General features: G+C 67.3%; 23 protein-coding genes and 2 pseudogenes. 9 read left to right on the top strand and 16 right to left on the bottom strand.

What is annotated here, in order from left to right; translation table 11 throughout:
• Window positions 1–21: 21 nt before the first annotated feature.
• Both CXZ05_RS04145 and CXZ05_RS04140 read right to left on the bottom strand, forming a co-directional pair.
• Entirely contained in the window at window positions 22–999 is a 978-nt protein-coding gene (locus CXZ05_RS04145; protein WP_180987277.1) for an N-acetylglucosamine kinase, read from the bottom strand.
• Window positions 999–2,417, bottom strand: coding sequence for a sugar porter family MFS transporter (locus CXZ05_RS04140; protein WP_102971356.1), 1,419 nt, complete (start codon window positions 2,415–2,417; stop codon window positions 999–1,001). Before CXZ05_RS04140 ends, CXZ05_RS04145 begins: the two co-directional genes overlap by 1 nt.
• 128 nt (window positions 2,418–2,545) lie before the next feature.
• Here CXZ05_RS04140 and CXZ05_RS04135 point away from each other — a divergent pair, with 128 nt between their 5' ends.
• Window positions 2,546–3,262 carry a GntR family transcriptional regulator gene (locus CXZ05_RS04135; RefSeq protein ID WP_102971355.1) on the top strand — a complete coding sequence of 239 codons (717 nt, stop codon included), beginning with the start codon at window positions 2,546–2,548 and terminating at the stop codon, window positions 3,260–3,262.
• A gap of 202 nt (window positions 3,263–3,464) precedes the next feature.
• On the top strand, window positions 3,465–3,932 hold the full coding sequence (locus tag CXZ05_RS04130) for a hypothetical protein (protein ID WP_102971354.1): 468 nt from the start codon (window positions 3,465–3,467) through the stop codon (window positions 3,930–3,932).
• 65 nt (window positions 3,933–3,997) lie between these two features.
• Here CXZ05_RS04130 and CXZ05_RS04125 read toward each other — a convergent pair whose 3' ends face one another.
• From CXZ05_RS04125 to CXZ05_RS04095, 7 genes are all read right to left on the bottom strand, one after another.
• Window positions 3,998–5,152 carry an ABC transporter substrate-binding protein gene (locus CXZ05_RS04125; RefSeq protein WP_258006435.1) on the bottom strand — a complete coding sequence of 385 codons (1,155 nt, stop codon included), beginning with the start codon at window positions 5,150–5,152 and terminating at the stop codon, window positions 3,998–4,000.
• A 126-nt stretch (window positions 5,153–5,278) separates the two neighbouring features.
• Window positions 5,279–6,445, bottom strand: coding sequence for an RtcB family protein (locus CXZ05_RS04120; RefSeq protein WP_102971352.1), 1,167 nt, complete (start codon window positions 6,443–6,445; stop codon window positions 5,279–5,281).
• 138 nt (window positions 6,446–6,583) lie between these two features.
• Window positions 6,584–8,005, bottom strand: a complete 1,422-nt coding sequence (locus CXZ05_RS04115; protein ID WP_258006434.1) for a sulfate adenylyltransferase subunit 1 — start codon at window positions 8,003–8,005, stop codon at window positions 6,584–6,586.
• Complete coding sequence (gene cysD / locus CXZ05_RS04110; protein ID WP_102971351.1) at window positions 8,005–8,952, bottom strand: sulfate adenylyltransferase subunit CysD; 948 nt, start codon at window positions 8,950–8,952, stop codon at window positions 8,005–8,007. The genes CXZ05_RS04115 and cysD overlap by 1 nt, the downstream gene beginning before the upstream one ends.
• Window positions 8,949–9,665: a phosphoadenylyl-sulfate reductase gene (locus CXZ05_RS04105; RefSeq protein WP_102971350.1), complete on the bottom strand. Its 717-nt coding sequence runs from the start codon at window positions 9,663–9,665 to the stop codon at window positions 8,949–8,951. The genes cysD and CXZ05_RS04105 overlap by 4 nt, the downstream gene beginning before the upstream one ends.
• On the bottom strand, window positions 9,662–11,401 hold the full coding sequence (locus CXZ05_RS04100) for a nitrite/sulfite reductase (protein ID WP_102971349.1): 1,740 nt from the start codon (window positions 11,399–11,401) through the stop codon (window positions 9,662–9,664). Before CXZ05_RS04100 ends, CXZ05_RS04105 begins: the two co-directional genes overlap by 4 nt.
• Window positions 11,402–11,546: 145 nt before the next feature.
• The gene (locus tag CXZ05_RS04095) at window positions 11,547–12,338 is read right to left on the bottom strand and encodes a sirohydrochlorin chelatase (RefSeq protein WP_102971348.1); all 792 of its coding nucleotides are present in this window, start codon (window positions 12,336–12,338) and stop codon (window positions 11,547–11,549) included.
• Window positions 12,339–12,397: 59 nt separating this feature from the next.
• Here CXZ05_RS04095 and CXZ05_RS04090 point away from each other — a divergent pair, with 59 nt between their 5' ends.
• A complete protein-coding gene (locus tag CXZ05_RS04090) occupies window positions 12,398–13,069 on the top strand; it encodes a trimeric intracellular cation channel family protein (protein WP_102971568.1) in 672 nt (223 codons plus the stop codon).
• A 14-nt stretch (window positions 13,070–13,083) separates the two neighbouring features.
• Window positions 13,084–13,506, top strand: a complete 423-nt coding sequence (locus CXZ05_RS04085) for a hypothetical protein (protein ID WP_102971347.1) — start codon at window positions 13,084–13,086, stop codon at window positions 13,504–13,506.
• 105 nt (window positions 13,507–13,611) lie between these two features.
• On the opposite strand, the pseudogene CXZ05_RS23670 reads toward CXZ05_RS04085, so the two are convergent.
• Window positions 13,612–13,815 (bottom strand): annotated as a pseudogene (locus CXZ05_RS23670) (endonuclease domain-containing protein); the annotation flags it as partial.
• Here CXZ05_RS23670 and CXZ05_RS23665 point away from each other — a divergent pair.
• Window positions 13,790–14,119, top strand: coding sequence for a hypothetical protein (locus CXZ05_RS23665; RefSeq protein ID WP_374754624.1), 330 nt, complete (start codon window positions 13,790–13,792; stop codon window positions 14,117–14,119). The pseudogene CXZ05_RS23670 and the gene CXZ05_RS23665 sit on opposite strands and share 26 nt — an antisense overlap.
• A gap of 200 nt (window positions 14,120–14,319) precedes the next feature.
• Here the strand turns inward: CXZ05_RS23665 and CXZ05_RS23660 are convergent.
• From CXZ05_RS23660 to CXZ05_RS04065, 4 genes and pseudogenes are all read right to left on the bottom strand, one after another.
• A pseudogene (locus CXZ05_RS23660) lies at window positions 14,320–14,451 on the bottom strand (hypothetical protein); the annotation flags it as partial.
• Window positions 14,452–14,865: 414 nt separating this feature from the next.
• Window positions 14,866–15,966 (bottom strand): polyprenyl synthetase family protein, encoded by a 1,101-nt coding sequence (locus CXZ05_RS04075; protein WP_102971345.1) that lies wholly within the window; start codon window positions 15,964–15,966, stop codon window positions 14,866–14,868.
• A gap of 9 nt (window positions 15,967–15,975) precedes the next feature.
• On the bottom strand, window positions 15,976–17,310 hold the full coding sequence (locus CXZ05_RS04070) for a geranylgeranyl reductase family protein (protein ID WP_102971344.1): 1,335 nt from the start codon (window positions 17,308–17,310) through the stop codon (window positions 15,976–15,978).
• 4 nt (window positions 17,311–17,314) lie between these two features.
• Entirely contained in the window at window positions 17,315–18,094 is a 780-nt protein-coding gene (locus CXZ05_RS04065; RefSeq protein WP_180987276.1) for a demethylmenaquinone methyltransferase, read from the bottom strand.
• 129 nt (window positions 18,095–18,223) lie between these two features.
• Between CXZ05_RS04065 and CXZ05_RS04060 the strand changes: the two genes are divergently transcribed.
• The 4 genes from CXZ05_RS04060 (at window position 18,224) to CXZ05_RS04045 (ending at window position 22,330) form a co-directional block, all read left to right on the top strand.
• Complete coding sequence (locus CXZ05_RS04060) at window positions 18,224–19,609, top strand: isochorismate synthase MenF (protein WP_102971342.1); 1,386 nt, start codon at window positions 18,224–18,226, stop codon at window positions 19,607–19,609.
• 210 nt (window positions 19,610–19,819) lie between these two features.
• Window positions 19,820–20,626, top strand: a complete 807-nt coding sequence (locus tag CXZ05_RS04055; protein WP_102971341.1) for an ABC transporter substrate-binding protein — start codon at window positions 19,820–19,822, stop codon at window positions 20,624–20,626.
• 97 nt (window positions 20,627–20,723) lie between these two features.
• Window positions 20,724–21,515: an amino acid ABC transporter permease gene (locus CXZ05_RS04050; RefSeq protein WP_102971340.1), complete on the top strand. Its 792-nt coding sequence runs from the start codon at window positions 20,724–20,726 to the stop codon at window positions 21,513–21,515.
• Between the two features lie 11 nt (window positions 21,516–21,526).
• On the top strand, window positions 21,527–22,330 hold the full coding sequence (locus CXZ05_RS04045) for an amino acid ABC transporter ATP-binding protein (protein WP_102971339.1): 804 nt from the start codon (window positions 21,527–21,529) through the stop codon (window positions 22,328–22,330).
• Between the two features lie 101 nt (window positions 22,331–22,431).
• On the opposite strand, the gene CXZ05_RS04040 is transcribed toward CXZ05_RS04045, so the two are convergent.
• Window positions 22,432–23,430: a hypothetical protein gene (locus CXZ05_RS04040; RefSeq protein WP_102971338.1), complete on the bottom strand. Its 999-nt coding sequence runs from the start codon at window positions 23,428–23,430 to the stop codon at window positions 22,432–22,434.
• A 378-nt stretch (window positions 23,431–23,808) separates the two neighbouring features.
• Window positions 23,809–25,488: a 2-succinyl-5-enolpyruvyl-6-hydroxy-3-cyclohexene-1-carboxylic-acid synthase gene (gene menD, locus CXZ05_RS04035; protein ID WP_102971567.1), complete on the bottom strand. Its 1,680-nt coding sequence runs from the start codon at window positions 25,486–25,488 to the stop codon at window positions 23,809–23,811.
• Window positions 25,489–25,887 lie beyond the last annotated feature (399 nt).

The raw sequence follows: 25,887 nt of genomic DNA, 5'->3' as shown, positions 1-25,887 counted from the left end.
GGGGGATAGCGGGGAAGGGGATCAGGCGGGGATCTTGGCGGCTGGCGGTGCGCTGGCCAGCTGGCGGGCAAGCTGCACGGCGCCCCAGACAGGCGCGCGGTCCAGCACGCGGACGTCGGCAAAGCCGCCGGCTACCAGCAGCTCGCGCACCCTGCCGGCCAGCGACGGCTGGTTCACCAGCATTCCGCCGGCCAGCAGGACCGGTGCGGCGGCCGGAAGAGTGCCCAGCCTCCGGTTCACCGTCAGGGCCAGGCCGGCGAGCTGCTGGGCGGCGTCGTCGGCGATGGCTGCGCTCGCAGGGTCCGAGGCCGCATGGGCGAACACGGTGCCGGCCAGTCCGGCCCAGTACCGGCGCTCCGGTTGGCGGTAGAAGAGGTCCAGCAGCTCCCCGGGTTCCGCGGCTCCGGTCTGCACCAGCAGCCGGGCGGTCAGCGGCCCGGCTGGCAGGCCGTCGTCGGATTCCCGCAGCGCGTTGCGGACCGCGCTGCGGGCCACGGCATAGCCGCTGCCTTCGTCGCCGAGCAGATAACCCCAGCCGCCCGCCCGTGCCTCCGGGCCGCAGTCGGCCTTCGCCCAGGCGGCGGAGCCCGTACCGGAGATGAGGACCGTGCCTGCGGTGAGGCCGCCGGCGGCGAGGATGATGCGGGTGTCGTGGTCCACGTGGATCCGGGCTCCGGGGAACCGGCGGGAGAGCAGGCCCGCCAGGCGTTCCCGGGCTGCGGGCGTGTCCGCTCCCGCGGCGCCGGCAAACACGGTGTCTATTCCGTGGGCCGCAGGATCGCCGATGCCCAGCCGGGCGGCGAGGTCATCCAGCGCAGCGGCGGCTTCGTCCGGCCCGACGGAGGCGATGTTCGCGCTGCCCACCGTGCACTCGGCGACGCCCTGAACGAGCGGTGCGCCCCCGTCGTCGTCCGTTGGCACGGTGCCTGCCGCAACAACGTCCGCCAGAATGGCGTGCGTCTTGGAGCCGCCGATGTCCAGGCCGAGGACGTGGCGCATCACTTGGCCGCCGGCGTGCTGCTGCTGTCATTGTTGCCGGTGGCTTCCGGCCAGCGTGCGCCGTTTTCCCAGTAGTGGCGGATTTCCTCGAGGTTCCGGCCCTTGGTTTCGGGGGCGAGGCGGTGGACGAAGACGAAGCCGGCGATTGCCAGCGCCCCGAACACGGCGAACGTGCCGGCACCGCCGAGCCGCTGCAGCATGGTGAGGAAGAACGCCGCGACGATCACGTTGGCCACGAGGTCCGAGGTGAGCATGGCGCTGGCGCCCAAGGAGCGCAGCCGGGCGGGGAACGACTCGCCGGCGTAGACCCACACCAGCGCGCCGAAGCCGAAAGTGAAGCCCACGGTGAACAGCAGCACGCCGAGGAAGCCGACTACGGTCAGGACTCCGCCGAAGTCGCGTCCGGCCATGAAGACACCCACCAGGATGGCGTTGGCCACGATCATCATGCCGATGCCGCCGAGCAGGATGGGGCGCCGGCCCACCCGGTCCACCAGCGACAGTGAGACGAACACGGCCACCAGGGAAGCGGCCTGAACCAGCGCGGGCAGCAGCAGGAGGGCGGCGTTGCCCGTGAAGCCCATGGCCTCGAAGATTCGGGGGCTGTAATAGACCACGGCGTTGATGCCGGTGATCTGGATGAAGAAGCCGAGGCCGACGACGAATACGGTCGCCTTCAGGTACGGCGAGCGGAGCATCTCGCGCAGGCCGCCGCCGCGCTCTTCGCTGATGGCCTGGCGCATGTCCGCCAGTTCGGCGTCGACGTCGGCATCCGGCTCGATCGAGCTGAGGGTGCGGCGGGCTTCTTCGGTGCGTCCGCGCATCATGTACCAGCGGGCGGTGTCCGGAAGGCGGAGGGTGACGGCGAGGACCGCGAGGGCGGGGACGGCGGCGAGGCCCAGCATCAGCCGCCAGTTTTCGGTGGCGGACAGCACGTAGGCGGCCAGGTAACCGATGATGATGCCGATGACGGTGGCCACCTGGTAGGCCACGAGCAGGGCGCCGCGCACTTTGGGCGGCGCCGACTCGGCCACGAAGACGGGCACCACCACCACGGAGATGCCGATGGTCAGGCCCAGGAGCAGGCGGGCGACGAGCAGCATGGGCACATCAGCGGCGAGGGCGCTGAGCACCGCGAAGGCGGCATATGCTCCGGCGACGCCCACCATGCAGGCCTTGCGGCCCAGTTTGTTGGCGAGCCAGCCGCCGAGGACGGCGCCCAAGACTTCACCGATGACGACGGCGGTGGTCACCAACTCCTGTTGGCTGGTGGAGAGCTGGAACTCCTTGGTGATGAACAGCAGGGCGCCGGCGATATTCGACAGATCGTAGCCGTAGATTATGCCGATGGTGGCGGCGGTGCCGCCGACCAGAAGGCCGAGGCGGGGCGTCTGGCGCAGGTCTTGCAGGAACGACATCTTTGGGTCCTTGGAAGTGGGGTGGGGGATTGGTGGTCTGGAACTGTTGCAAAACGGGAATTGGTGTAAACCAATTTCCATCATTTTGGCCTAGACCAATTTTCGTGTCAATAGGTACCATCAGAATCATGGAAACCCCCGCGGCCGCTGCCCTGCCCAAGTACTACGTACTCAAGGAGCAGATCCTCACCCTCATCGAGGATGCGGCCCCCGGAACGCTGATCCCCACCGAGCGCGCGCTCGCCGAGCAGTACGGAACATCCCGCACCACCGTCCGCCAGGCCATCGGCGAACTGGTGTCCGAGGGCCGCCTGGACCGGACGCAGGGGCGGGGAACCTATGTGGCGCCGCCGAAGGTGACGCACGTCCGCCAGCTCACATCCTTCACCGACGACGCCGCGAGCCAGGGCCTAACAGCTGCGGCCCGGATCGTGGACGTGAGCGTGCTCCCGGCCGACCCGGCCACGGCACGGCGCCTGGCGGTGGAGCCGGGAACGGAAATTCACCGGGTGGAGCGCATAAGGCTGGTGGACGGCGAGCCGCTCGCGCACGAGGTTGCGTTCCTTGCGGGGCCGCTGCCGGACCTGGCGCGGACCGTGGCGGAGCGGGGCTCCCTGTACGCTGCCCTGCGCGAGGACTACGAAATCCGGATCTCCGAGGTGGAGGACACAGTGGAGACGAAGCTGGCCGGACCGGCCGAGGTGCAGCTCCTCGACGTCGAAATGGGCGCCCCCATGCTGCTGGTCCACCGGCTTGGCTTCACCCCGGACGGGCAGCCCGTGGAGTGGACCGAGTCGGTGTTCCGGGGGGACAGGTTCCGTTTCGTGGCGCGGATGCACGTCTAAGGACGGCGCGTCTCCTGCGGGCGGCACGCGCGGCAACGTGCGGCGGCACGCCCGTTTGTTACGCCCAACTGCGGAAGATGAAGCACTGTTGCGTTGCACGACGGCGGGTGTCGCCGGGCATTGTGAAGCAAGTTACCGGGTGGTTGTGTAAGTCCATAATCACGACGGGGCGGCGTAACGCCCTCCCTGAATCGAGGGGGACATGATCACAGCTTTGGTTCACAGGATCCGGACGCAGTGCGGGGCAGAACTGAACACCTTCCGCAGCCAGGTGCACGCACTGGCGCGGCAGGACATCGGTTCCGGAGGCTTGGATGCGGCGGCCACCACCATGGCCCGCCGGCCTTGCCTGGCCACCCCGGGAGTTTCCGTGGACATCGTCGGCTTTACCTGCCCCCATTCCTCCGAGGGTGCAGCCTCGGTGCGCGTCGCCGTGTCCATGAGCCTGCAGCCCGGCCGGATGGCCTCCGCCGTCCACTGGGAGGAGGCCCATGCCTGGGCCGGAGCCGTGGCTGGCGGAGAATGGGTTGCCGCCGAATATGTCGGAAGCCAGGAAAGCCCGGACGGCATGGTCTTTTATTACGCCCTGAAAAACGCGGAGGACCCGTTTGCCGTGCCTGAGTATTCGGCCGTGCCGGAATATTCCGCGGACTATTCGGCGGTGCTGTAAGGGCTTTAATCCAAAAGGATCCGGCGGGAATGCCCCGCCGGATCCTTCTTGTATGTCTTACCGGATTACTCCTTGCCCAGCCCTGCGGCAGAGGTCTTTTCACCGGTGACTTCATTCAGCTTCGCCAGGTCGAAGATGCCGTTGATGTCGGCCTGCTTGGTGGTGCCGGCGTCCACGCCGTCCTGCAGCAGCTTCTTGAATGCCCCGGCCAGCGGGTCCACTGTGAACACGATATTTTCCAGCGAGCGGTCAATGACTTCCTGCGGTAGCGCCTTGCCGGCAGCCTCCTTCAGGGCGGCGTTCACTTCCGTGGCCTTCTCGGCAGCCGGGGCATCGCTGAGCCATTTCACGGCCTCGACGTGGCCTTTGAGCAGGGCTTCCACGGTCTGCGGGTGTTCGGCGGCGAACTTCTTGTTCACGATCAGGATCGTGGTGGGGAACTCGCCGGGCTTGCCGGTCAGCGAGCCGTCCCACAGGTCCTTCTCATCGACCAGGACCTTCGCGCCGGCCTGGAGGACCAGGCGGGAGGCCCACGGCTCGGGCAGCCAGGCGCCGTCGAGCTTGCCGTTCTGGAACAGCTTCAGGGTCTGGGCGTTTTCGGTGGGGTTGATGGCGACGTCCCCGCCGCCGTCGGGGTTGGTCTTGTAGCCCTGCTTGCCGAGCCAGGCGCGCAGTGCCACGTCCTGGGTGCCGCCGAGCTGGGGGGAGGCCAGGGTCTTGCCTTTGAGGTCCGCCGCGGTCTTGATCTCCGGCTTGACCACCAGCTGTGCGCCGCCGGAGGCTGCCCCGGCGATGATGCTGATGGATTCGCCCTTGCTCTTGACGAACGAGTTGATGGCCGGGTTCGGGCCGATGTAGGTGGCGTCGATGGCGCCGGCGTTCAGCGCCTCGATCGCTGCCGGGCCGGCGTTAAACACCTGCGTGCTGAGCTTGGTGTCGCCCAGGTTTTTGGCAATGAGGCCCTGCTTCACTCCGACCAGTGCCGGCGCGTGCGTGATGTTTCCGAAGTAGCCCAGCTTCAGCTCCGCTGCCGGGGTGCCTGCCGCGTCCGGGGCCGCCGAGGCGTTGGAATCCCGGGCCACTGCCGACGCAACAACCGCTCCAATACTGATCAGCAGGACCAGGCCGACGGCCAGCGCAACTTCCAGGGCGCGGCGGCGCTTGGGCGTCTGGCTTTCGCCGGCCACAATGCGGGTCATGCCCGGCCTGGAAGTACTCATGGATTCACCATAGGGACTGGCGTAAACGGGGTTCAACGGAGTGGAAACCGGGGGTCACGCAGGTTCATGCAACGTCATATTCGGCCACAAAAATCCGCCTGCCTGCGCGCCCCTGGAATTTCGCTGCTAGTCCCCCTTGACATTGACCAGCTGGCGCAGCCGGTGCCGTACCTTCACGAGGTCCGCGGCGTCGTGCATGACCTGGTCGATGGGCTTGTAGGCGGCCGGGATCTCGTCGATGAACGCTTCGGTGGCCCGGAACTCGATGCCGTGCATGGCCTCCTTGAGCTGGGCCAGCGAGAATGCCTTGCGCGCCGCATTACGCGAATACTCCCGGCCTGCACCGTGCGGTGAGGAGTTCAGGGAGGCGGTGTTGCCGAGTCCCTCCACGACGTAGGACGCCGTCCCCATGGATCCCGGAATCAGGCCGGGGTCGCCGGCCTCGGCCTTGATGGCGCCCTTGCGCGACACCCAGACCGACTTCCCGTAATGCGTTTCCTGCTGGGTGAAGTTGTGGTGGCAGTTGATCCGCTCCGTCTCTTTGACCGTACCGCCGACCCATTCACTGAACTGCCGGATCACGCGGTCCATCATTTCCTCGCGGTTCAGGAGGGCGAAGTGCTGGGCCCAGCGCAGCTCCTCGATGTATCGCGTGAACTCCGGCGTGCCCTCCTCCAGGTACGCGAGGTCCGGGTCCTCCAGGGTGATGCGCTTGTCCCTTGCCACTCCCTGCGCAACCTTTATGTGGTGCTGGGCTATTTTGTTGCCGATGCCGCGTGAGCCGGAGTGCAGAAACAGCCAGACGGCGTCGGTCTCGTCGGTGCACACCTCAATGAAATGGTTGCCGGAGCCGAGTGAGCCAAGCTGCAGGTCCCATTTCGCCACGTACTGCGCCGGGTTGAAGCCGGCCTTTTCGGCCCGCCGGTGCAGTTCGGCGATGCGCGGCTCCGCAGTGGCCGTCACCTTGCGGTTGTTGTGGCCCGCGGACAGCGGAACGGCGCGCTCGATGTTCTCGCGCAGCGGCTTCCGGTCCCGCGGCAGGTCTTTGAGGGTGTACTGGGTCCGCACCGCGATCATGCCGCAGCCGATGTCCACCCCGACGGCGGCCGGAATGATGGCGCCGAGCGTCGGGATGACAGACCCCACCGTTGCGCCCTTGCCCAGGTGCGCGTCCGGCATCAGTGCCAGGTGCGGGTAGATGAAGGGCAGACGGGAGGTGGTAAGTGCCTGGTCGCGGGTCTTCTCGTCCAGGATGGATGCCCAGTTGATGAGCCGGCTGGTGATGGATTCCATGCTTCGCCTCCCACTGACGATCATGCTGGGGCGGGAAGCAGGTGGCAAGGGCAGGCCGGCACGCCGAGTTCGCGGGAACGCAGCGAGGCCGCCGTATCGCTACGGCGGCCTCGCAGGTTTCCGGCGTACCCGGCGGAATCAGATGCTGTAGCGCTCGTCCTCGTGGTCGCCCGGGTGGTCCTTGACCAGGCCGGCGGCGAGGGTGTTGCCGTCGAGCGGGTCGATCACCAGGAACGCGCCCGTGCGGCGGTGGTGCAGGTAGTTCTCAAGCGGCAGCGGGGCGGCGAGCCGGAGCTGCGCGTGGCCGATGTCGTTGAGCTCCAGGCTGGAGGCACCCTCGAGGTTGAACGTGGCCAGGTCCAGCTTGCCGTTGACGCTGCGGACCAGGGCCTGCACCGTGCGGGTGCCGTGCTTGACCAGAACTTTGGCGCCCTCGCGCAGCGGCTTCGGGGACAGCCAGCACAGCTGCGCATACAGGTCGGCCGAGCTTTCGCGGACGGTACCGGCGGCGGCAATGGTGTCACCGCGGGCGACGTCGAATTCGTCGGCCAGGCGGATCGCCACGGACTGCGGGGCGGAGGCTTCCTCCAGCGAGGCGCCCGCGAAATCGATGCCGGTGACCGTGGTGGTGCGCGGGTCCTGGCCGGGGGTCAGCACGCTGACCTTGTCCCCCACCTTCACCGAGCCCTCGGTGATCTGCCCGGCGTAGGCACGGTAGTCGCGGTATTCCTCGACGTCGAGCCCGCCGGCAACAGCGTCCGGTGCCAGCGCGCCCTGCGGCCGGATTACCAGCTGCACGGGGAAGCGGAAGCTCTCCAGGTGGCTTTCGAGCTCATCGGCGGCGGGCAGCGTCTCGAGCACCTCGAGCAGCGCCGGGCCGGTGTACCAGGGGGTGCGCTCCGAGCGCTCCACCACGTTGTCGCCGTCGAGCGCGGAAACCGGAACCACCAGCAGATCGGTGATGCCGTCCGAACCGAGGCCCAGCTCACGGCCAACCTTTTGAACGTCCGCCTCGATCTCGCGGAACACCGACTCGCTGAAGTCCACGAGGTCGATCTTGTTCACGGCCACGATCACGTGCGCCACGCGCAGCAGCTGCAGCACGGACAGGTGCCGGCGGGTCTGCTCCAGGACACCCTTGCGGGCGTCAATGAGTACGACGACGGCATCCGCGGTGGACGCGCCGGTCACCGTGTTCTTGGTGTACTGCACGTGCCCGGGGCAGTCCGCGAGGATGAAGCTGCGGCGGTCCGTGGCGAAGTAGCGGTAGGCCACGTCGATGGTGATGCCCTGCTCGCGCTCGGCGCGCAGGCCGTCGGTCAGCAGGGCGAGGTCGATGCCGCCGGCCGCACCGCCGAAGCCGCGGTCCGCGGAGGTGCGGGCAACGGCGTCGAGCTGGTCGGCGAGGATGGCCTTGGAGTCGTGCAGGAGGCGGCCCACCAGAGTGGACTTCCCGTCGTCGACCGATCCTGCGGTGGCGAAGCGGAACAGCGAGGCGGACGCGAGCGGGGCCTCGTCCAGGAGCGCCGCGGCGCGGGCGGTGTCAATGTCGGTAGTCATTAGAAGTAGCCGTCCTTCTTGCGGTCTTCCATGGCGGCCTCGGAGATGCGGTCATCCGCACGGGTGGCGCCACGTTCGGTGATGGTGGACGCGGCAACTTCGATCACGACGTCGCGCACGGTGGCGGCGGCCGATTCGACGGCGCCGGTGCAGGACATGTCACCGACGGTCCGGTAGCGGACGGTCTTGGTGATGACTTCCTCGTGCGGCAGCGGCTGGGACACCTCGCCCACCGCGCGCCACATGCCGTCGCGGGCGAAGACCTCGCGGTCGTGGGCGTAGTACAGGCCCGGAAGTTCAATGTTTTCGCGCTCGATGTAGCGCCACACGTCCAGCTCGGTCCAGTTGCTGATGGGGAACGCACGCACGTGCTGGCCCACCGTGTGGCGGCCGTTGTACAGGTTCCACAGTTCGGGGCGCTGGTTGCGCGGGTCCCACTGGCCGAACTCGTCGCGCAGGCTCAGGATGCGCTCCTTGGCGCGGGCTTTGTCCTCGTCGCGGCGGCCGCCGCCGAAGACGGCGTCGAACTTGTTGGACTGGATGGCGTCCAGCAGCGGGACGGTCTGCAGCGGGTTGCGGGTGCCGTCGGCACGCTCCGCCAGCTCGCCGCGGTCGATGAATTCCTGGACGCTGCCGACGACGAGCTTCAGTCCCAGCCGCTCAACGGTCCGGTCGCGGAAGTCGATGACCTCGGGGAAGTTGTGGCCGGTGTCCACGTGCAGCACGGGGAAGGGGACCTTGCCCGGCCAGAACGCCTTGGTGGCCAGGTGCAGCATGACCACGGAGTCCTTGCCGCCGGAGAACAGCAGTGCCGGCTTCTCGAACTCGGCCACAACCTCGCGGATGATGTGGATCGCTTCGGATTCGAGGGTGTCCAGGCTGGAGAGGCGCGTGGATTCAGCGGCGTCGGTCACCAGGGTGGGCTCCTCAGTAATGAAAGTGCTCATACGTGTAGTCCGCATTCTGTCTTGTTGGTTCCTGCCCAGCGGCCGGCGCGGGGGTCCTCGCCGGCGGCCACCTTGCGGGTGCAGGGCTGGCAACCGATGGACGGGTAGCCCTGGGACAGGAGCGGGTTGACGGGCAGGAGGTTGTCGTCGGAGTACTGGACCAGCTGGTCGAACGTCCAGGCGGCCATCGGGTTGACCTTGACCAGGCCGTTGGCCTCGTCCCAGGTCACCAGCGGCGTGTTGGTGCGGGTGGGGGCCTCGTCGCGGCGGACGCCGGTGAACCAGAGTTCGTAGCCGGCGAGCGTGCGGCGGAGCGGGGCCACCTTGCGGAGGGCACAGCACTGGGCGGCGTCGCGGGCGAACAGGTCCTTGCCCAGAAGCCGGTCCTGCTGCTCCACGGTGTTCTCGGGGAGCACCTCGACCACGTTGACGCGGAGGCTTGCGGCCACCTCGTCGCGCGTGGCGTAGGTTTCCGGGAAGTGGTAGCCGGTCTCCAAGAATAGGACGTCGACGCCGGGAAGCTGGTCAGCGACCAAAGCCGGCAGGACGGCGTCAGCCATGGAGCAGGCGACGGCGACGGCGGGCATGTCGAAGTTGCGCTCGACCCAGGCGATGACGTCGCGGGCCGGGGCGTCCCAGCCGAGCTCGGCGCCGCCGGCCTCGGCCAGGGCCTTCAGCTCCTCGGCGGAGCGCTTTGACTGAACCGGCGTCACTGAAGTGCCTCCTCGTCAGCTGCGTGGGCCCACTCGGCGAAGGTCTGGCCCTCGGCACGGTCGGCGACGAACTTGCGGACAACCCGCTCGACGTAGTCCGGCAGGTCGGCGACGTAGACCTTCAGGCCGCGGACCGTACGTCCCAGGCCGGCCTCGTCGCGTTCGACGGAAGCCAGCCCGCCGCCCAGGTGGACCTGGAAACCCGGGGTGGGGTCGCCGTCGGGCGTGGGGAGCATCATGCCCTTGAGTCCGATGTCCGCGGTCTGGATGCGGGCGCAGGAGTTGGGGCAGCCGTTGATGTGCAGCGACAGGGCCTGCGGGAGCTGGCCGCTGTCCGCGAGGTCGGCAAGGCGGCGTTCCAGCTCGGCGACGGCCGTGGCTGCGGTGACCTTGGTTTCAACGATGGCCAGCTTGCAGTACTCGATGCCGGTGCAGGCGATGGTGCCGCGGCGGAACACCGACGGGCGGGCGGACAGGCCCAGGGCGTCGAGTTCGGCCACGAGCGGCTCCACCTCGTCCTTGGGAACGTCCAGCACCACGATCTTCTGGTGCGGGGTGGTGCGCAAGCGGTAGGAGCCGCGGGCCTCGAGGGTATCGGCCAGCTTCACCAGCTGCGCGCCGGAGAGGCGGCCGGCAATGGGGGTGGCGCCGATGAAGAACTTGCCGTCCTTCTGCTCGTGCACGCCCACGTGGTCGCCCGGGGTGGACGGCTTGGGGGCGGCGGGACCGTCGGCCAACTTGTAGCCGAGGTATTCGTCCTCGAGGATCTGGCGGAACTTTTCGGGACCCCAGTCGGCCATGAGGAACTTCAGGCGCGCCTTGGTGCGCATGCGGCGGTAGCCGTAGTCGCGGAAGATGCTGGTGACGCCGAGCCACACGTCCGCGGCCTGCTCCGGCTTCACAAAGGCGCCGAGGCGCTTGCCGAGCATCGGGTTGGTGGACAGGGCGCCGCCGGCCCAGAGGTCGTAGCCGATGCCGAGTTCGGGGTGCTTGACGCCGACCAGGGCGAAGTCGTTGATCTCGTGCACCACATCCTGGCTGGGGTGGCCGGTGATGGCGGTCTTGTACTTGCGCGGCAGGTTGGACAGCAGCGGGTTGCCGATGAACCGCTCGCCCAGCTCTTCGATGAGCGGGGTGGGGTCGATGATCTCGTCCTTGGCGATGCCGGCCACCGGCGAGCCGAGGATGACGCGCGGAACGTCGCCGCAGGCTTCGGTGGTGGACAGGCCGTTGCTCTCGAGGCGGCGCCAGATCTCCGGGATGTCTTCGACGCGGATCCAGTGCAGCTGGATGTTCTGGCGGTCCGTGAGGTCAGCGGAATCTCGTGCGAAGTCCACGGAGATCTGGCCGATGACACGCAGCTGCTCGGTGGTCAGCGCACCGCCGTCGATGCGAACGCGGAGCATGAAGTACTTGTCCTCAAGCTCGTGCGGTTCCAGCGTGGCGGTCTTGCCGCCGTCGATCCCGGGCTTGCGCTGCGTGTACAGCCCCCACCAGCGGAAGCGGCCGTGCAGGTCCTGGCCGGGGATGGCGTCGAAGCCTTCCTTGGCATAGATGGACTCGATACGCTCGCGGACGTTGAGGCCATCGTCTTCCTGCTTCCAGGTTTCGTTGGCGTTCAGCGGCGTGGTTCCGTCCACCTTCCACTGGCCGTGGGGCTTGGCGGCGGGTCGGGAGGCACGGGCCGGGCGCGCGGGCTTGTCCGTGGCCGCTCCGGCTAGAGCTGTATCAGTCATGCATCGACTGTAGGGCCGCCCCGAAACACGTCACAAAGGCCCGGAAATGCTAAGTCACCTAAGGAAACATTTCGTCATGACTCGCCGGGAGGCCTTGAACGGCGCCGCCGGCTGTGCTTTCAGGCGGCCTGCTTCCCGGCGCTATTCAGGACCTGACAGCATGGGCCGCCAGCGCGGCGTCGTACCGTTCCAGCGCGATTTCCGCGAGCACCGGCGAGGGCAGCAGCGGCTCGGTCACCAGGTCCGCCCCGGCCTTGGCGAGCTGGTCGTGGAAGAAGCCCGGCGCCAGCAGGTACGAGGCCACCACCACGCGGCCGCCGACGCTCACTCCCCCGGCAGACTCCCCCGCCCCGGCGCCGCCCGCGGCTTCCTCGCGGAGCATGGCCACGGCTTCCGGCACCGACGGCTTGGCCGAGGCGCCGTACGCGGGCACGATCCGGTTGGAGCGCAGGGCCCGCAGCTGCTCGGCCAGTTCCTCGACGCTGACCGCGGCGTTCGGGTTGGACGAGCCCGCGGCGGCGAGGACGATCGCGTCGTTGTCCGTAACACCGGCCTCCCGCAGCCGCTGGTCCAGCAGGGCGGCGAGGCGGGGGTCCGGTCCCAGCGGGGCCGCGGCCGCCGTCCCCGGCCGGCTCTTCACGGCCTTCGCGATGTCCACCTTCACGTGGTAGCCCACACTGAGCAGCAAGGGGACGACGACGGCGGAGGCAGCGGCGGCGCCGGGCCCGCCTGCGGTCTGGGGTGCTCCCGCGATTTGGTCCTCTGGGAGCCCGGCCACCACGTCCACCAGATCAGGCTGCTGGACGTCCACATATGCTTCACGGACGTCGAGCCCCGGGCGCAGCGCGGCGATGGCGTCACGGAGTGCGTTGACCTCCGCGGCTCCCTGCGCATTGGAGGTCCCATGGGCGCAGGCGATCAGGATCGGGCTATTCATAGGGGCTAGCGTAACGTTGGAGCTGCACTGTCCGCCCCTTGAATATGCCGGGACGCTCCATGACATTCTCTTTTGACATCGCCCTGGCATGGCTGGACCTGGCCGGCATCTTCTTTTTCGCGGTGTCCGGATCGCTGCTGGCCGCTCGGAAGCAGTTCGACGTCGTCGGGTCCCTCCTGCTCGCCTCCCTTGTCTCGCTCGGCGGCGGCGTCATCCGCGACATCATCCTCAACTCCGGCCCGCCCGCCGCGTTCAGCAACCCGGCCTATCTGGTGCCGCCGCTGCTGGCCACCGGGCTGGTGTACTACCTCTTCGCCAGTGTGCAGCGCTTCACCTCGCTCCTCACCCTGTTCGACGCCGCCGGCCTGGCCCTGTTCTGCATAACAGGCACATTCAAGGCCCTGTCCTTCGGGATGAACCCCATCGCTGCCGTGCTGCTCGGCGTCACAACGGCGGTGGGCGGCGGCCTGCTGCGCGACATTACCGCCAACGTGGTGCCCCAGCTGTTCGATGCCCGGGACCTGTACGCGCTGCCGGCCTTCTTGGGCGCCGTACTCACCACGATCCTGTGGCTGCTGGGTGCGTTCAACGCCCTCTCGGCAAGCGCCGTGGCGGCCCTGGTCTTCGCGTTCCGGGTGGTGGCCTGGCGCAGGTCATGGCGCATCCCGCTGGCGGTCCGCGGGTGGCACCGCCTGGGGCTCGAACCTGGGAATTCGAGGGGCCGGGATTAGCTAGGATAAGAGCCATGACTGACATGTTCCTCGAGAAGTTCCGCGCGCTTGTTCCGAAGTATCTCGAAGACGAATGGCAGGAAGAGGACGGGCTGTCCGCCGAGGAGCTGGACGCGGAGCTCTCCGATCACAAATTCACCATTCCCCTGGTGCTGCGCGAGTTCTACCTGGCACTCGGCGGGTGCGAGGACCTCATGGAGGCCTACCACTACTTCTGGGACCCTGAGGAACTCGAGGTGGACGACGAAGGCTTCCTCATGTTCCTGGAGGACGAGGAAGAAAACTTCACCTGGGGCTTCCGCACCGGCGACCTGAGCGTACCCGACCCCATCGTCTACCGCCGGAACAACGCCCGCGGCCAGTGGAAGAGCGAGGAAGGCACCTTCTCGGAGTTCGTCTTCGACATGTTCGACTGGGCTTTCAACGACGAGGACTAGTTTTTTGCTGCCGTCCTGACCCTGTTTGGTCGCGTCCGCGCTGCGACTCGCCGCTTTCCTCGGCGTGTCGCGGGACCCGCGGCCGCAAAGGGGGTCACGACGGCGTCACTCGGGAGCGAACCTGCCTTGTGTCCGCAGACGGAGCACAGCCAAAACCTCTTCCACCATGGCCTCGGGGTGATAGACCACGTCGTCATAGTAATAGCGCAGCGTGAGAAACCCCCCGCGCATGCTGGCGTTGTTTCTCCGCTGATCTTTCTTGACCTGCCGGGGTTCAAAGTGCGTGGACCCGTCCAACTCCACCACGAGGCATTCCTCAACCAGGCAGTCAACCTCGCCCACCCCAGTCAGGGGAACATGCATGCGGACAGTGAGTCCTGCCCGGACAAAGTGGGTATGGGCCAATATCTCCAGCACGGAATCCGCCCGCGGTATCAGCAGGCCCAGAACGGTGCGGGCACGGCCGTTCCTGTTCCCGGTGAGTTTTCCCCTCAGGAAGTCTGCGGATATCTGGCCCCGGCCGGTGGCTGACTGCACCAGTGCCAGCGCCTCAAGCTCCGGCAGGCACCTGAGTGCGTGCAGAAGCACGTCGGCCAGGCCCGCCACCGGATAGCCCGGTTCGGAGGCGTGCATACATGGGGCGTGGTCAATTACGCCGACCTTTGGCACCCCGTTGCCGCAACTCAGGTGCACTTCCCGTGGGGGATGAAGGGCCCAAAGGCTGTAGAAGCGGGCCGCCGACACGCACGTTAGCCGGCCGTTCGCCCTGAAGGCGGTCAGGACGCCGTCGTCCGCGGTGTGCAGTGCGTAGACCCCGCGCAGCGGCCGGTACAGTCGGCCGGAATCCACCGCAGCCTCAAGGGCGGGACGGCGGAACCCGGCGCGCAGCAGATCGCCCCTTTTGGCCACTCCCCCTCGGCGAACCAGATATTTCTCAAGGTCCATCACTCCACGGTCCGCGCGCCCGGGGCTGCTGGGGAGCCGCGGGTTTGCGTATGTGCACAAACAGACACGTCCGTCATGACCCGGTTTCACGGCCGGCTCCTCACGACGCGCCGTGCCGACGGCGTGTCTTTCAGCCCGGATGATTAAACAGGGTCACGACGGCGCGGCCTCGCGAGAGTGGACTGCGTGACACGCCGCTTAACAAGAGATTTTGGAGATGTGACAAAGCTGTCATAGAGTGTTTCTCGGATCCACTGAATGCCTCCGGTGGATTTGATGCGAACGGAGAGACGGTCCCGGTTCCGCGCAGCGTTTGACTCGTAACGCTGCAGGGAAACGGGGCCGTTCCGTTTAAGCCGGTTAAGCCAGAAGGCCCGGCACCTCACGGATACCGGGCCCAAAGCTGTGGCCAGGCTAGCTGGCGCGGTCCACCACGGCGTGCGCGAAGCTGGACAGCGAGGCCTTCACAACCCCCTCGGGCAGCGGGGCCAGCGCGGCGATGGCCTCGGCCGACCAGGCGCGGGCCACCACCCAGGATTCGGCCGTGACAGGGTGCTCGCGCAGCCCGGCGACGGCTTCGGCGAGGGCCTCATCCGAGGAGAGGTCGCCGTCGATCAGCTTGAGAAGTTCGACGGCGGACTGGTCACCGTCCGCCGCGGCCTTACGGAGCAGCAGCACAGGCAAGGTGGGAACGCCTTCACGCAGGTCCGTACCCGGGGATTTGCCGGACTTGACCTTGACGCCCGTGACGTCGATGACGTCGTCGGCAAGCTGGAAGGCGACGCCGACCTTCTCGCCGTACTCCACCAGGACGTTCTCGTATGCCTCATCAGCGCCGGAGAAGATGGCACCGAACTGGCCCGAGGCCGCCACCAGCGAACCGGTCTTGTCGGCAATCACGGACAGGTAGTGCTCCACCGGGTCCTCGTCCGGCCGCGGCCCGACGGTTTCGTGCAGCTGGCCCAGGCACAGTCGCTCGAAGGTCCGGGCCTGGATGCCGAGCGCGCGGCCGCCCAGCTCGGACACGAGGATGGAGGCGCGGGCGAAGATGAGGTCACCGGTGAGGACGGCCACCGAGTTGCCCCAGACCTCGTGGGCCGTTGGTGCTCCCCGGCGGAAGGGCGCGGAGTCCATGACGTCGTCGTGGTACAGGGTGGCCAGGTGCGTCAGCTCAACCACGACGGCGGCCTGCACCACGGAGGGCAGCGACGCGTCACCCAGGTGGGCGCACAGCAGGGTCAGCAGGGGGCGGATGCGCTTGCCGCCGGCTTCCACGAGGTGACGCGACGTTGCGTCAGCCAGGGGGTCGGAGTTGGCGATGGCTTCGCGGAGTTTCTTCTCCACCCGGGCCAGGTTGGTGGTGAGGGCCGGACCCAGGTCGGGGTCTTCCGCGATGGCCGCAAAGCCTGCCGGCAGCTGCAGTCCGGTGGCGATGGCAGTGGTGTTGAGGCTGGGTTCGGAGTCCGGCAGGCCATGCCCGGCGTGCGTCCAGCTGTGGTTCGCGGAGTTGGTCACGGGTTAACCCTAACTTTTTGTTGCGGAAACCGCTGATTTGGAGCCGGAGGGGGCAAGGGCGGAAGAGTTGGAGGTGGCCGGGACCAGCAGTTCGAGGAGACGGATCACGCGGTCTTCGAAGCCCTTGGCCGACGGGTCGGTCAGGTTGGCCAGCAGCCGGACCACGAAGCGCATCAGCACGGGAATGGGCATCCCGGTCCGCAGCGCGAGCTTCATGACAGCGGGCTTGCCGATCAGCGCTGCGAAGGCACGCCCCAGCGTGAAGTGGGATCCCCACTGTTCACGGACATAGTCGGCGTACCCTGCGAGCCGGGTGTCGGCGTCGGACGCGTTCCAGCCCCCGGAGGCCGAACGGGAGCTGGCGTCAATGATGAACTCTGCCGCGAAGCGGGCGGACTCCATGGCGTAGGAGATGCCCTCGCCGTTGAACGGGGACACCATGCCGCCAGCGTCGCCGAGGAGCAGCAGGCCGGGCGAGTAGTGCGGGGTGCGGTTGAAGCCCATGGGCAGGGCGGCACCGCGGATCTCCCCCACCTGGTTCTCCGGGGTGAAGCCCCACTCGGCGGGCATGCCGGCGGTCCATTCGCGGAGCACCTGCTTATAGTCGAGCTTGCCGAATTCCTTGGACGAGTTGAGGATGCCCAGGCCCACGTTGGACGTGCCGTCTCCGACGCCGAACACCCAGCCGTAGCCGGGCAGGAGCTTGCCGTCGCGGCCCGGAAGTTCCAGCCAGCCTTCCATCCAGTCGTCGTCATGCCGCGGCGAGGTGAAGTAGGTGCGGACGGCGACGCCCAAGGGCCGGTCGTCGCGCTTCTGGATGCCAAGGGAGACGGCGGTGCGGGTGGAGTTGCCGTCGGCAGCAAGCACGACGTCGGCGGTGAAGTCGAGCGTCTCCCCCGTCTTCCGTCCGGACTCGTCCACGAGCGCTGCGCGCACGCCGGTCACGCGGCCGTCACCGTTGCGGAGCGCCTCCGTCACGCTGTGGCGTTCCAGGACGGTGGCGCCGGCGGCCTGCGCGTGCCGGGCAAGTTCCTCGTCGAAGCCCAGGCGGGTACGGATCAGGCCGTACTGCGGAAAATCGGACACCTCGGGCCACGGCAGTTCAATGCTGCGGCCGCCGGCGAGCAGGCGCAACCCCTTGTTCCTGCGCCAGCCGTCCTGTTCGGGGTGCGGCAGTCCGAGCTTCTGGATCTCGCGGACAGCCCGCGGAGTGAGGCCGTCGCCGCACACTTTTTCGCGCGGGAAGCTGGTCTTTTCCAGGACCGTGACGTCGATGCCGGCTTTGGCGAGATAATACGCGGCGGTGGATCCGGCGGGACCCGCGCCAACAATCAGTACTTTCACAGTGTCAGCGGGCGGTCCGCGGAAGGTTGCGGCGAAGTTTGGCCACCGGGCCGGTGTGGGCTGCGATGGCTTCCGCCGAGCCGTTGCCCGTGACGGGCTTGTGGGCGCGGTGGACGGCCACGATGCCGCCGCTCAGGTTGCGGTAGGTGACATCTTCCCAGCCGGCGTCCTGCAGCCACGCGGCGAGGTTGTCCTGGTCCGGCCAGGCCCGGATGGACTCGGCCAGGTAGACGTACGCATCCGGGTTGGAGGACACCTTGGTGGCGATGGCGGGCAGGGCACGCATGAGGTACTCGGTGTACATGGTGCGCCACAGCGGAACGACGGGCTGCGAGAACTCGGCGATGACCAGCTTGCCGCCCGGCTTAGTCACCCGGAGCATCTCGGCCAGGGCCTTCTTGGGCTCGTTGACGTTGCGCAGCCCGAAGGAGATGGTGCTGGCATCGAAGGTGTTGTCGGCGAAGGGCAGGTTGGTGGCGTCACCGGCAATGAAGTCGATGTCGGGGCGGCGGCGCTTGCCTACCTTGAGCATGCCGAGGGAGAAATCGCAGGCCACCACGTCTATGCCCGCATCGGCATATGGCTCGCTGGACGTTCCTGTTCCGGCGGCCAGGTCCAGCACCCGCTGGCCTGCCCGCACGTCCATGGCTTCGACCACAACCTTGCGCCACCGGCGCGTCTGCCCCATTGAGAGGACATCGTTGACGACGTCGTATTTGGGTGCGACGTCGTCAAACATCGTGGCTACTTCGTCCGGACGCTTATCCAAGGATGCTCGGTTCACCATGTCATTGTCTCAAAAGTTCCGCAGGCTCCGTGACACGGCCGCCGCCGGGCGTGGTGGCCGGGCTGGATCACCCGGGATCACCCAGAATCACCTGAAATTACTGCGCCGGAGTAGTGTTGACCCATCATGACCAGAACGCTCCGCACCCTGACAGTCCCTTTGGATGGAGAATCGGCTCCGGAGGGGCTGCCGTCGTATCTGGTGCGGGACGACGTTCTCTGCTGGACGCGGCGCGAGGCCGGGCTCGTGGGCTTCGGCGAAGCGGCGCGCTTCACTGCCACCGGCCCCGAGCGGTTCCTCGAGGCGGACATCTGGTGGCGTCACCTGGTCATCGAGGCTGACATCACCGACCATGTGGAGCGCCCCGGCACCGGCCCGGTGGCGTTCGGGTCCTTCGCGTTCTCCAAGGCTTCAGACCACGAATCCCGCCTGATCGTGCCGGAGATCGTGGTGGGCGTCCGCGACGGCCGCGCCTGGCTCACCCAAATAACGGCCAACGACGGCGAACTCACCGAGGCAGGCGCGTTCGCCGCCCTGAAGGGGTGGCTGGAGTCGGACCCGGCTGCCGCCGTCGGCGCCGTTACGGACGGCTCCCCCGCGGGCGGCGGGCCGACCGCGGAACCCGTTGCCGCCGTCGAACTTCCAGACCCGGCCGCGCGCCCGGATCAGGCCACGCTGAAAACCGGATCCCTCAGCGAGGAGGACTGGATGGACGCTGTCAGCGCCGGCGTGACCGAGATCCGGACCGGGAAGCTGGAGAAGCTGGTGCTGGCCCGGGACATCGTGGCGACGGTCCCCGGAGGCGTGAACGCCGCCGAGGTGCTGCGGCAGCTGGCCGGCCGTTACCGGGAATGCTGGACCTACGGCGTCGACGGCCTCGTGGGGGCGACTCCAGAAATGCTCATCCAGGTGGAGGGCCGCACGGCCCAGGCCCGCGTGCTCGCCGGGACGCTGGACCGTCGGGACGCCGTGGGCGAGGCCGGGCTGCCGCTTGACTATGCCGAGCGGGTCCTGGCCGGTTCGGAGAAGCAGCGGCATGAGCACGAGATCGCCATCCAATCGCTGACCACCCAGCTCGCACCCTTCTCCGAGGCCATGAATGCGCACGACGAGCCGTTCATCCTGGAGCTGCCCAACGTGTGGCATCTCGCTTCCGACGTCAAGGCCGAGCTCACCGAGGTGGAGGGCCACGTTCCCACCTGCCTTGCGCTGATCAACGCGCTGCACCCCACCGCCGCCGTGTGCGGCACACCCACGCAGGTTGCCGGGGCGCTGATCCGGAAACTCGAACACCTGGACCGAGGCCCGTATGCCGGCCCGGTGGGCTGGCTGGACGCCGCGGGCAACGGCGAGTGGGGCATCGCGTTGCGCGGCGCCGTCATCGAGTCACCCACTACCGTCCGGCTATATGCCGGCTGCGGCATCGTCGAGGGCTCGCAGCCGGAGGCGGAGCTCGCGGAGACATGGGCCAAGTTCCGGCCGATGCTGGAGTCACTGGGGATCAGCAGCTGATCTGATCTCGCCGGCCATCCGGCCGGACGCCCTATTGCCGAGATCAGAGCGTCCGGGATTCCGGACAGGCCTACGATTAAAGCCCTTGAAAAACGCTGTGGTTTAGTTATCAAATAGTGAAACTTAGTTTTCTGTGATGCACATCTCCTCTTCGGCGATACACTATGAACCGATTTAGTTCCGCATACCCCTGCAACAAAAGGTAAAGAAATGCAGCTCAAGTCCCGTGCCACGGCCAAACTCAGCGCCAAGGCAGCCGCAATCCTCGCCGTCGGGGCCATCAGCCTCACCGCTTGCGGCGGCGGCGGCTCCACCCCGGCTGCCACCAGCAGCAGCGGCGTGCAGCTCATCAATGCCGGAAAGCTCACCATCTGCTCCGACGTCCCCTACGAGCCCTTCGAATTCCAGAAGGATGGCAAGATCGTGGGCTTCGACATGGACATCGCCGGCGAACTGGCCAAGGACATGAAGGCCGAAGTCAACGTGGTGGACAGCTCCTTCGAGGCCATCGAGACCGGCACCGCACTGACTGGCTGCGACGTCTCCATCTCCTCCATTTCCATCACGGATACCCGCAAGGCCCTCATGGACTTCTCCGACCCCTACCTGAACGACGACCTGACCCTCGTGGCATCCGAGGCCTCCGGCATCACGAACGTCGACGGCGCCAAGGGCAAGAAGGTTGGCGTCCAGCAGGCCACCACGGGTGCCAAGTACGCGAAGGACAAGGGCATCGACGCACAGCAGTTTGAGGACACTGGCCTCCTGGTCCAGGCGCTCAAGGCCGGCACCATCGAAGCCGCCCTGGGCAACCAGTCGGTCCTCGGCTACGCCATCAAGGATGACTCCAAGTTCAAGCGTGTCGAGAACTACGCCACCGGGGAAAAGCTCGGCATCGCGGTCAAGAAGGGCAACACCGCCATGCTCGACCAGGTCAACACGACGCTGAAGCGCCTGACCGACGACGGAAGCCTCAAGAAGTTCGAGACCACCTGGTTCGGCGAAGCCACTAAGTAACCGGCGCGCCTGACACCTACGCGGCAGGGGCCTCGTCCGGGATCTGTTCAGCAGTCCGTGCGGGGCCTCCACTGCGCAAAACGAATGTGAGTACACCATGGCAATGACCGCACGACAGCGGGCCAGAGTAAGTCTGTACGTCCAGGCAGGGATTTTCGTTGTGGCCGTGGCCGCACTGATCCTGGCCACCGACTGGAAGACCCTCACCACCAACGTCTTCAACTTCGGCAAGATCGGACCGATGTTCCCGGACATCTTCTTCTCGGGCCTGAAAAACACCCTGATCTACACGTTCCTGGGGTTCATCGTGGGCCTGTCCGGGGGCCTGCTGCTGGCCCTCATGAAGCTCTCCAGCTTCCCGTTGTACCGCTGGATCGCCACGGGCTACATTGAGTTCTTCCGCGGCATCCCGGCGCTGCTGGTCTTCATCGCCTTCGGCTACGGCGTCCCGCTCGCGTTCGGTGTCCAGTGGAACGTGGCCGTCGTGGTGATGGTTTCACTGGGCATGGTGGCGGCCGCCTACATCGCCGAGACGCTTCGTGCCGGGTTGCAGGCCGTGCCCAAGGGCCAGATGGAAGCCGCGCGGTCACTGGGCATGCCGCAGTGGCGGGCCATGGTCACGATCGTCATCCCGCAGGCTTTCAGGATTGTCCTCCCGCCGCTGACCAACGAGGTCATCCTGCTGACCAAGGACTCATCGCTGATCTACGTGCTGGGCCTGACGGCGGCGCAGTACGAACTCACCAAGTTTGGCCGCGACGGCATCTCCAGCCTCGGTGCAGGACTCACTCCGCTCCTCGTGGCCGGCGCGTTCTATCTCGTGGTCACCATCCCGCTGAGCCTCCTGGCCCGGAAGTTCGAAAGCCGCTCCGCGCGGACCAAGCGTTAGGCAGGGAAGTCATGAACGACGTCGAAATTCACTCCCGCACCCAGAGCGGGCGCGTCCACGCCGCCGGTGTGGCCATCAAGGATTTGCGCAAATCGTACGGCTCCAACGAGGTCCTCAAGGGCATCAGCCTGGACGTCGCGCCGGGCGAAGTGGTGTGCCTGATCGGTCCGTCCGGTTCCGGCAAGTCCACCCTGCTGCGGTGCGTCAACCTACTGGAACAGCCCAATGAAGGCAGCATCCACGTGGGCGGCTTCGATGCCACCGACCCGGACGTGGACATCGACAAGATGCGCCGCAAAGTGGGCATGGTGTTCCAGCAGTTCAACCTGTTTCCGCACCTCAACGCGCTGCGCAACTGCACGATCGCCCAGACCAAGGTGCTGAAGCGCCCGCAGGCCGAAGCGGACAAGATAGCCCGCGCCAACCTTGAGCGCGTGGGGCTGGGGCACCTCGCGGACCGGTTCCCGGACCAGCTCTCCGGCGGCCAGCAGCAGCGTGTGGCCATCGCCCGCGCGCTGAGCATGGACCCCGAGCTGATGCTCTTCGACGAGCCCACCTCGGCTCTCGACCCTGAAACCGTGGGCGACGTGCTCTCGGTCATGAGGAACCTGGCCAAGGAAGGCATGACCATGCTCGTGGTGACGCACGAGATGGGCTTCGCCCGCGAAGTCGCGGACCGCGTGGTGTTCATGGACGGCGGCGTGGTGGTCGAGGAAGGGGTGGCCGAACACGTCATCTCGTCCCCCACCCAGGGCCGCACCAAGGAATTCCTCCGCCGCGTGCTGGACCCGACGCACATCGAGATCGCGGAGTAAGCTCCTCCCACCCAGGCAACACCGGCACGCTCGCAGGACGCGGGAACGCTCGCAGGACCCGGGAACGCAAGCAGGACGCCGAAACGGTCCGGGGACGCTCATTATCGGGTGTCCCCGGACCGTTTCGGTGTCTCGGCATCATTTGCCTGTCCCTGGGAGGAACGACGACGGCGCGGCACCCCCGCCGCCGACAGTTTTCGTTCCAATTCGCCCGGCGACCACAGGTCGGCCCACACCCACCGGACCACGTTGCGGCCCGTTGCCCGGATGCGATCCTCGCGCATCTTCTCGTCGACCACCGCCTGCCCCGGCGTGCGCCCCTTAAGGAATTCGGGCTTCTGGTACTTGGCGATGCCGTCGAACTCCCCCACCGTTCGGCTCTCCGCCCAGTAAAAGTCTGAGTAGCCCACCCGTCCTGTTGGATCCCGCAGCTCATACTGCAGGGCCGGCGGGGCGAAACCGGCCGCGTGAATTAGGCCGCGGCTGTACGATTCTCCGGCAGAGCCCGCCGCTGAGTCGGCTAACTCGATGGCAATTCGTACCCGCCTTTCAAAAGCCGGGACATATCGACCCGGCAGCGCGGCGAGCAACTGCTCCTTGCTGAGGGCCGCGAAGCCCCGCGCGTCGTCAGGCTTGAGCACGTGATCCAGTGGCACGAGTGCCTCGGCGAACGGAACGAACGCCGCGAGATCAAGCACGGTTGTGATGCGCGACGTGACCAGGAGCCCATCCAGTTCCTCGGCATCGATTCTTTCGGGGTCAACCAGGTGGCGCCGTACGCCTGCCCGGGACCGGCCGCCGCCATGGAAAGTTGTTAAGGCGTGAACCGGCTGGCCCCGCTGAATGGTTGGCACGCCCCACGGCGACGCTGCAGAGTGATGGGAAAAGATCGTGGGAGCCATGCAGGTCTCGGCCACGGCCTCAATCCGAAGCCTGTACCGCTCCGATCCCTGCAACCCGTTCCATGCCGCCGCATCAACATAAACGCCCTGCCGGATGCGCACCAGTCTGCCCGATTTGGCATCAGCCGACAGCGGACGCGGGTTGGCTCCGATACGGGTCAAGTTCTTGGTCAGAATCAGCCGGGGAAGTGTCGTCATGCGGACAGAGTTCCACGCTGACTTGCTGCCGCTGAAGGGCCAGTTACGCCTATGTGGACAATCTCCTGCCGTATGAAGCACACCGTTCCTGGCTCAGGACGCATTTTCGGCCCGGTGCTGAAACTGCTGAGGACAGGGACCTTGCCTGAAGACACCGATGTGACCTGGGGACACCCGCATGTGCGCGTCTCGCCTCACAATCCCGGTCGCGGGGCCGGACCCGCGTCCAGGGGCCGGAGCCGCGTCGCGGGACCGGGTCCCGGTCGCGGCACCGGATCCGCGGCGAAAGACGCTAGGTGCCACCGGTTAGGCCAGTAGCCCCAGGGCAGTTCTGCATTACCGGGAGTTTTGGGCGGCCCGCCGGGCCAGTTCCAGCTCCTAGCCGGCAAGCACCCCGGCCACCGCCGAACCTACTGCAGCCTTGATCCTGCCATGCAGGGCGCGGAGTTCGTGCCGGTCCGTGCGCACCTCGATGATGGTGCGTCCCGGGAACGGTGCGGCCAGCGCCTCGGCGAGTCCCGCCGTCGTACTCACGGAGCAGTGTCCGACGCCGTACGCTGCGGCGAGTGCCGCGATGTCCACCGAGTGCGGGGTGCCGAAGAGGCGTTCGACGGCGTCTCCGTAGCCGCCGGACCCGGCGACTGCGCCGTGTTCCAGGAGGCTGAAGATGGCCCCGCCAGAGTCGTTGAGCACGACGATGCGCAGCTGCGGCTGTTCCTCGCCTGCGCCGAGGAAGAGGCCGCCGGCGTCGTGCAGGAAGGTGACGTCACCGAGCAGCAGGGTGGTTTCCTGGTGGCCGCCCAGGGCGATGCCGGTGGCGGTGGAGATGGTGCCGTCGATCCCGGCGAGGCCCCGGCTGGCGAAGACCGTTGCGTACGGCTCGTGTGCGGGCTGGCCGGCCAGGTCGACGTCGCGGATGCCGTTCGATGAGCCGAGGACCAGCTGGCCGCGGGCGTGCTGCCAGACCAGGGAGCCGACGGCGGGACCGGTGGCGGCCTCTGCCGCGGCAAGTATGCCGTCGACGGCATGCTGGGCCGCGGCGCCTGCGAGCAGCCAGGCGTCGAGCCAGGCGGACGAGCCCCGGCCGGCGAACTCGGCGAGTTCAGCCAGGCTGGCGATCGGCGTTTCCCGGCGCCGCCCCGGCTCGTACCAGGCGACCGGCACCGGCTCATACAGGGCTGCCGGGATGTCCGTCCGGGCCAGCAGCGCCGACACTGGCCGGGAAAGCGTGGGGCGCCCGAACACCACGGCACGCTCGATGGGCAGCGCCGAGTCCGGGCCGAAGTGCTCCAGCAGCAGGCGGTAGGGTCCCACGGCGTTGGGCCCGAAACGGGAGTTGGACGACGGCTCGGCCAGTAGCGGCAGCCCGTGGGCGCGGGCGAACGCCTCGGCGACCGGACCGGCGTCGTGCCCGGCAAGGACCACGGTGTGCCGTTCCGGAAGGTCAGCCGGGGCGGGATCGAGGGTCATGGTGAGCGGTTCGGTGCCGATCCGGAAGGTTCCGTGGCCGCGCTGTTCGGGCAGCCGCTCCCCCGTCCCGGGCACCAAAGGGTCGCGGAAGGCGAGGTTGAGCTGTACCGGTCCCGGCGGTGTGTCCTCGAAGGCACCCGTCGCAGCGGCAAGCGATGTTTCCACCGCACGCTGCGGACTCTCGCCGGCGGGAATGTCCACGGCGAAGCGGACATGCTCGCCAAAGAGGTCGAGCTGGACGGTGGTCTGGTTCGCGCCTGTGCCGCGCAACTCTTCCGGGCGGTCGGCCGAGAGCACCACCAGCGGTACGGCGGCGTGGTTGGCCTCCATCACCGCGGGGAGGAGATTCCCGACGGCGGTCCCCGACGTCGTCAGCACGGCCACCGGTGCGCCGGTGGCCAGGGCCAGGCCGAGTGCTGTGAAGCCCGCCGAACGCTCATCGATCCGGACCAGCAATTCGACTTTCCCCGCCGCCGAGGCCTCTGCCAGTGCGTAAGCCATAGGGGCGGACCGCGAACCCGGGGCTACAACGACGTAGCGGATGCCGCCGTCGAGCAGCGTCGCGACGGCAATCCGTGCGGAAGCCATGGACGTCAGCGTGGGTTCGGGGTTGGCCGTGGAAGCTGCCGGTTGCTGCTCCGGTTGGGCAGTGCCGGCAGGGTCTGCAGGGGTGCCGATGGTGTATGCGGACGGCTCAGTGGGTTCGTGCGAAGTCACCGAACCAGTCTGCCACCAACAGACCCTCCATCAGATCCTGCCGCCAAACACCAAACGCTTCCTCACATCCTTCCGGTTAACCACACCACCAACGCTTCCTCACATCCTTCCGGTTAACCACCAACGCGTCCTCACATCCTGCCGGTCAAGCGCCAACGCGTCCTCACTTTCCCAAGGAAAGTGAGGACGCGTCGACCGAAAAGCGGCAGGATCTGATGGAGCGTCGGGAAAAGCCCGACCAGATGTGAGTAAGCGTTTGGTACAGAACCA

Origin of the sequence: Arthrobacter sp. AFG20, assembly GCF_002892795.1 — a bacterium.
Taxonomy (GTDB): domain Bacteria; phylum Actinomycetota; class Actinomycetes; order Actinomycetales; family Micrococcaceae; genus Arthrobacter.
Note: the sequence above shows the minus strand (reverse complement) of the source record. Positions and strands in the feature narration are given on the sequence as shown.

Coding starts and splice junctions, on each gene's coding strand:
- CXZ05_RS04090 (WP_102971568.1), top strand. CDS start 12,398: ATGACATTCTCTTTTGACATCGCCCTGGCATGGCTGGACCTGGCCGGC.
- menD (WP_102971567.1), bottom strand. CDS start 25,488: ATGGCTTCCGCACGGATTGCCGTCGCGACGCTGCTCGACGGCGGCATC.
- CXZ05_RS04145 (WP_180987277.1), bottom strand. CDS start 999: ATGCGCCACGTCCTCGGCCTGGACATCGGCGGCTCCAAGACGCACGCC.
- CXZ05_RS04125 (WP_258006435.1), bottom strand. CDS start 5,152: ATGAGTACTTCCAGGCCGGGCATGACCCGCATTGTGGCCGGCGAAAGC.
- CXZ05_RS04085 (WP_102971347.1), top strand. CDS start 13,084: ATGACTGACATGTTCCTCGAGAAGTTCCGCGCGCTTGTTCCGAAGTAT.
- CXZ05_RS04055 (WP_102971341.1), top strand. CDS start 19,820: ATGCAGCTCAAGTCCCGTGCCACGGCCAAACTCAGCGCCAAGGCAGCC.
- CXZ05_RS04045 (WP_102971339.1), top strand. CDS start 21,527: ATGAACGACGTCGAAATTCACTCCCGCACCCAGAGCGGGCGCGTCCAC.
- CXZ05_RS04130 (WP_102971354.1), top strand. CDS start 3,465: ATGATCACAGCTTTGGTTCACAGGATCCGGACGCAGTGCGGGGCAGAA.
- CXZ05_RS04100 (WP_102971349.1), bottom strand. CDS start 11,401: ATGACTGATACAGCTCTAGCCGGAGCGGCCACGGACAAGCCCGCGCGC.
- CXZ05_RS04120 (WP_102971352.1), bottom strand. CDS start 6,445: ATGGAATCCATCACCAGCCGGCTCATCAACTGGGCATCCATCCTGGAC.
- CXZ05_RS04135 (WP_102971355.1), top strand. CDS start 2,546: ATGGAAACCCCCGCGGCCGCTGCCCTGCCCAAGTACTACGTACTCAAG.
- CXZ05_RS04095 (WP_102971348.1), bottom strand. CDS start 12,338: ATGAATAGCCCGATCCTGATCGCCTGCGCCCATGGGACCTCCAATGCG.
- CXZ05_RS04060 (WP_102971342.1), top strand. CDS start 18,224: ATGACCAGAACGCTCCGCACCCTGACAGTCCCTTTGGATGGAGAATCG.
- cysD (WP_102971351.1), bottom strand. CDS start 8,952: ATGAGCACTTTCATTACTGAGGAGCCCACCCTGGTGACCGACGCCGCT.
- CXZ05_RS04115 (WP_258006434.1), bottom strand. CDS start 8,005: ATGACTACCGACATTGACACCGCCCGCGCCGCGGCGCTCCTGGACGAG.
- CXZ05_RS04050 (WP_102971340.1), top strand. CDS start 20,724: ATGGCAATGACCGCACGACAGCGGGCCAGAGTAAGTCTGTACGTCCAG.
- CXZ05_RS04040 (WP_102971338.1), bottom strand. CDS start 23,430: ATGACGACACTTCCCCGGCTGATTCTGACCAAGAACTTGACCCGTATC.
- CXZ05_RS04140 (WP_102971356.1), bottom strand. CDS start 2,417: ATGTCGTTCCTGCAAGACCTGCGCCAGACGCCCCGCCTCGGCCTTCTG.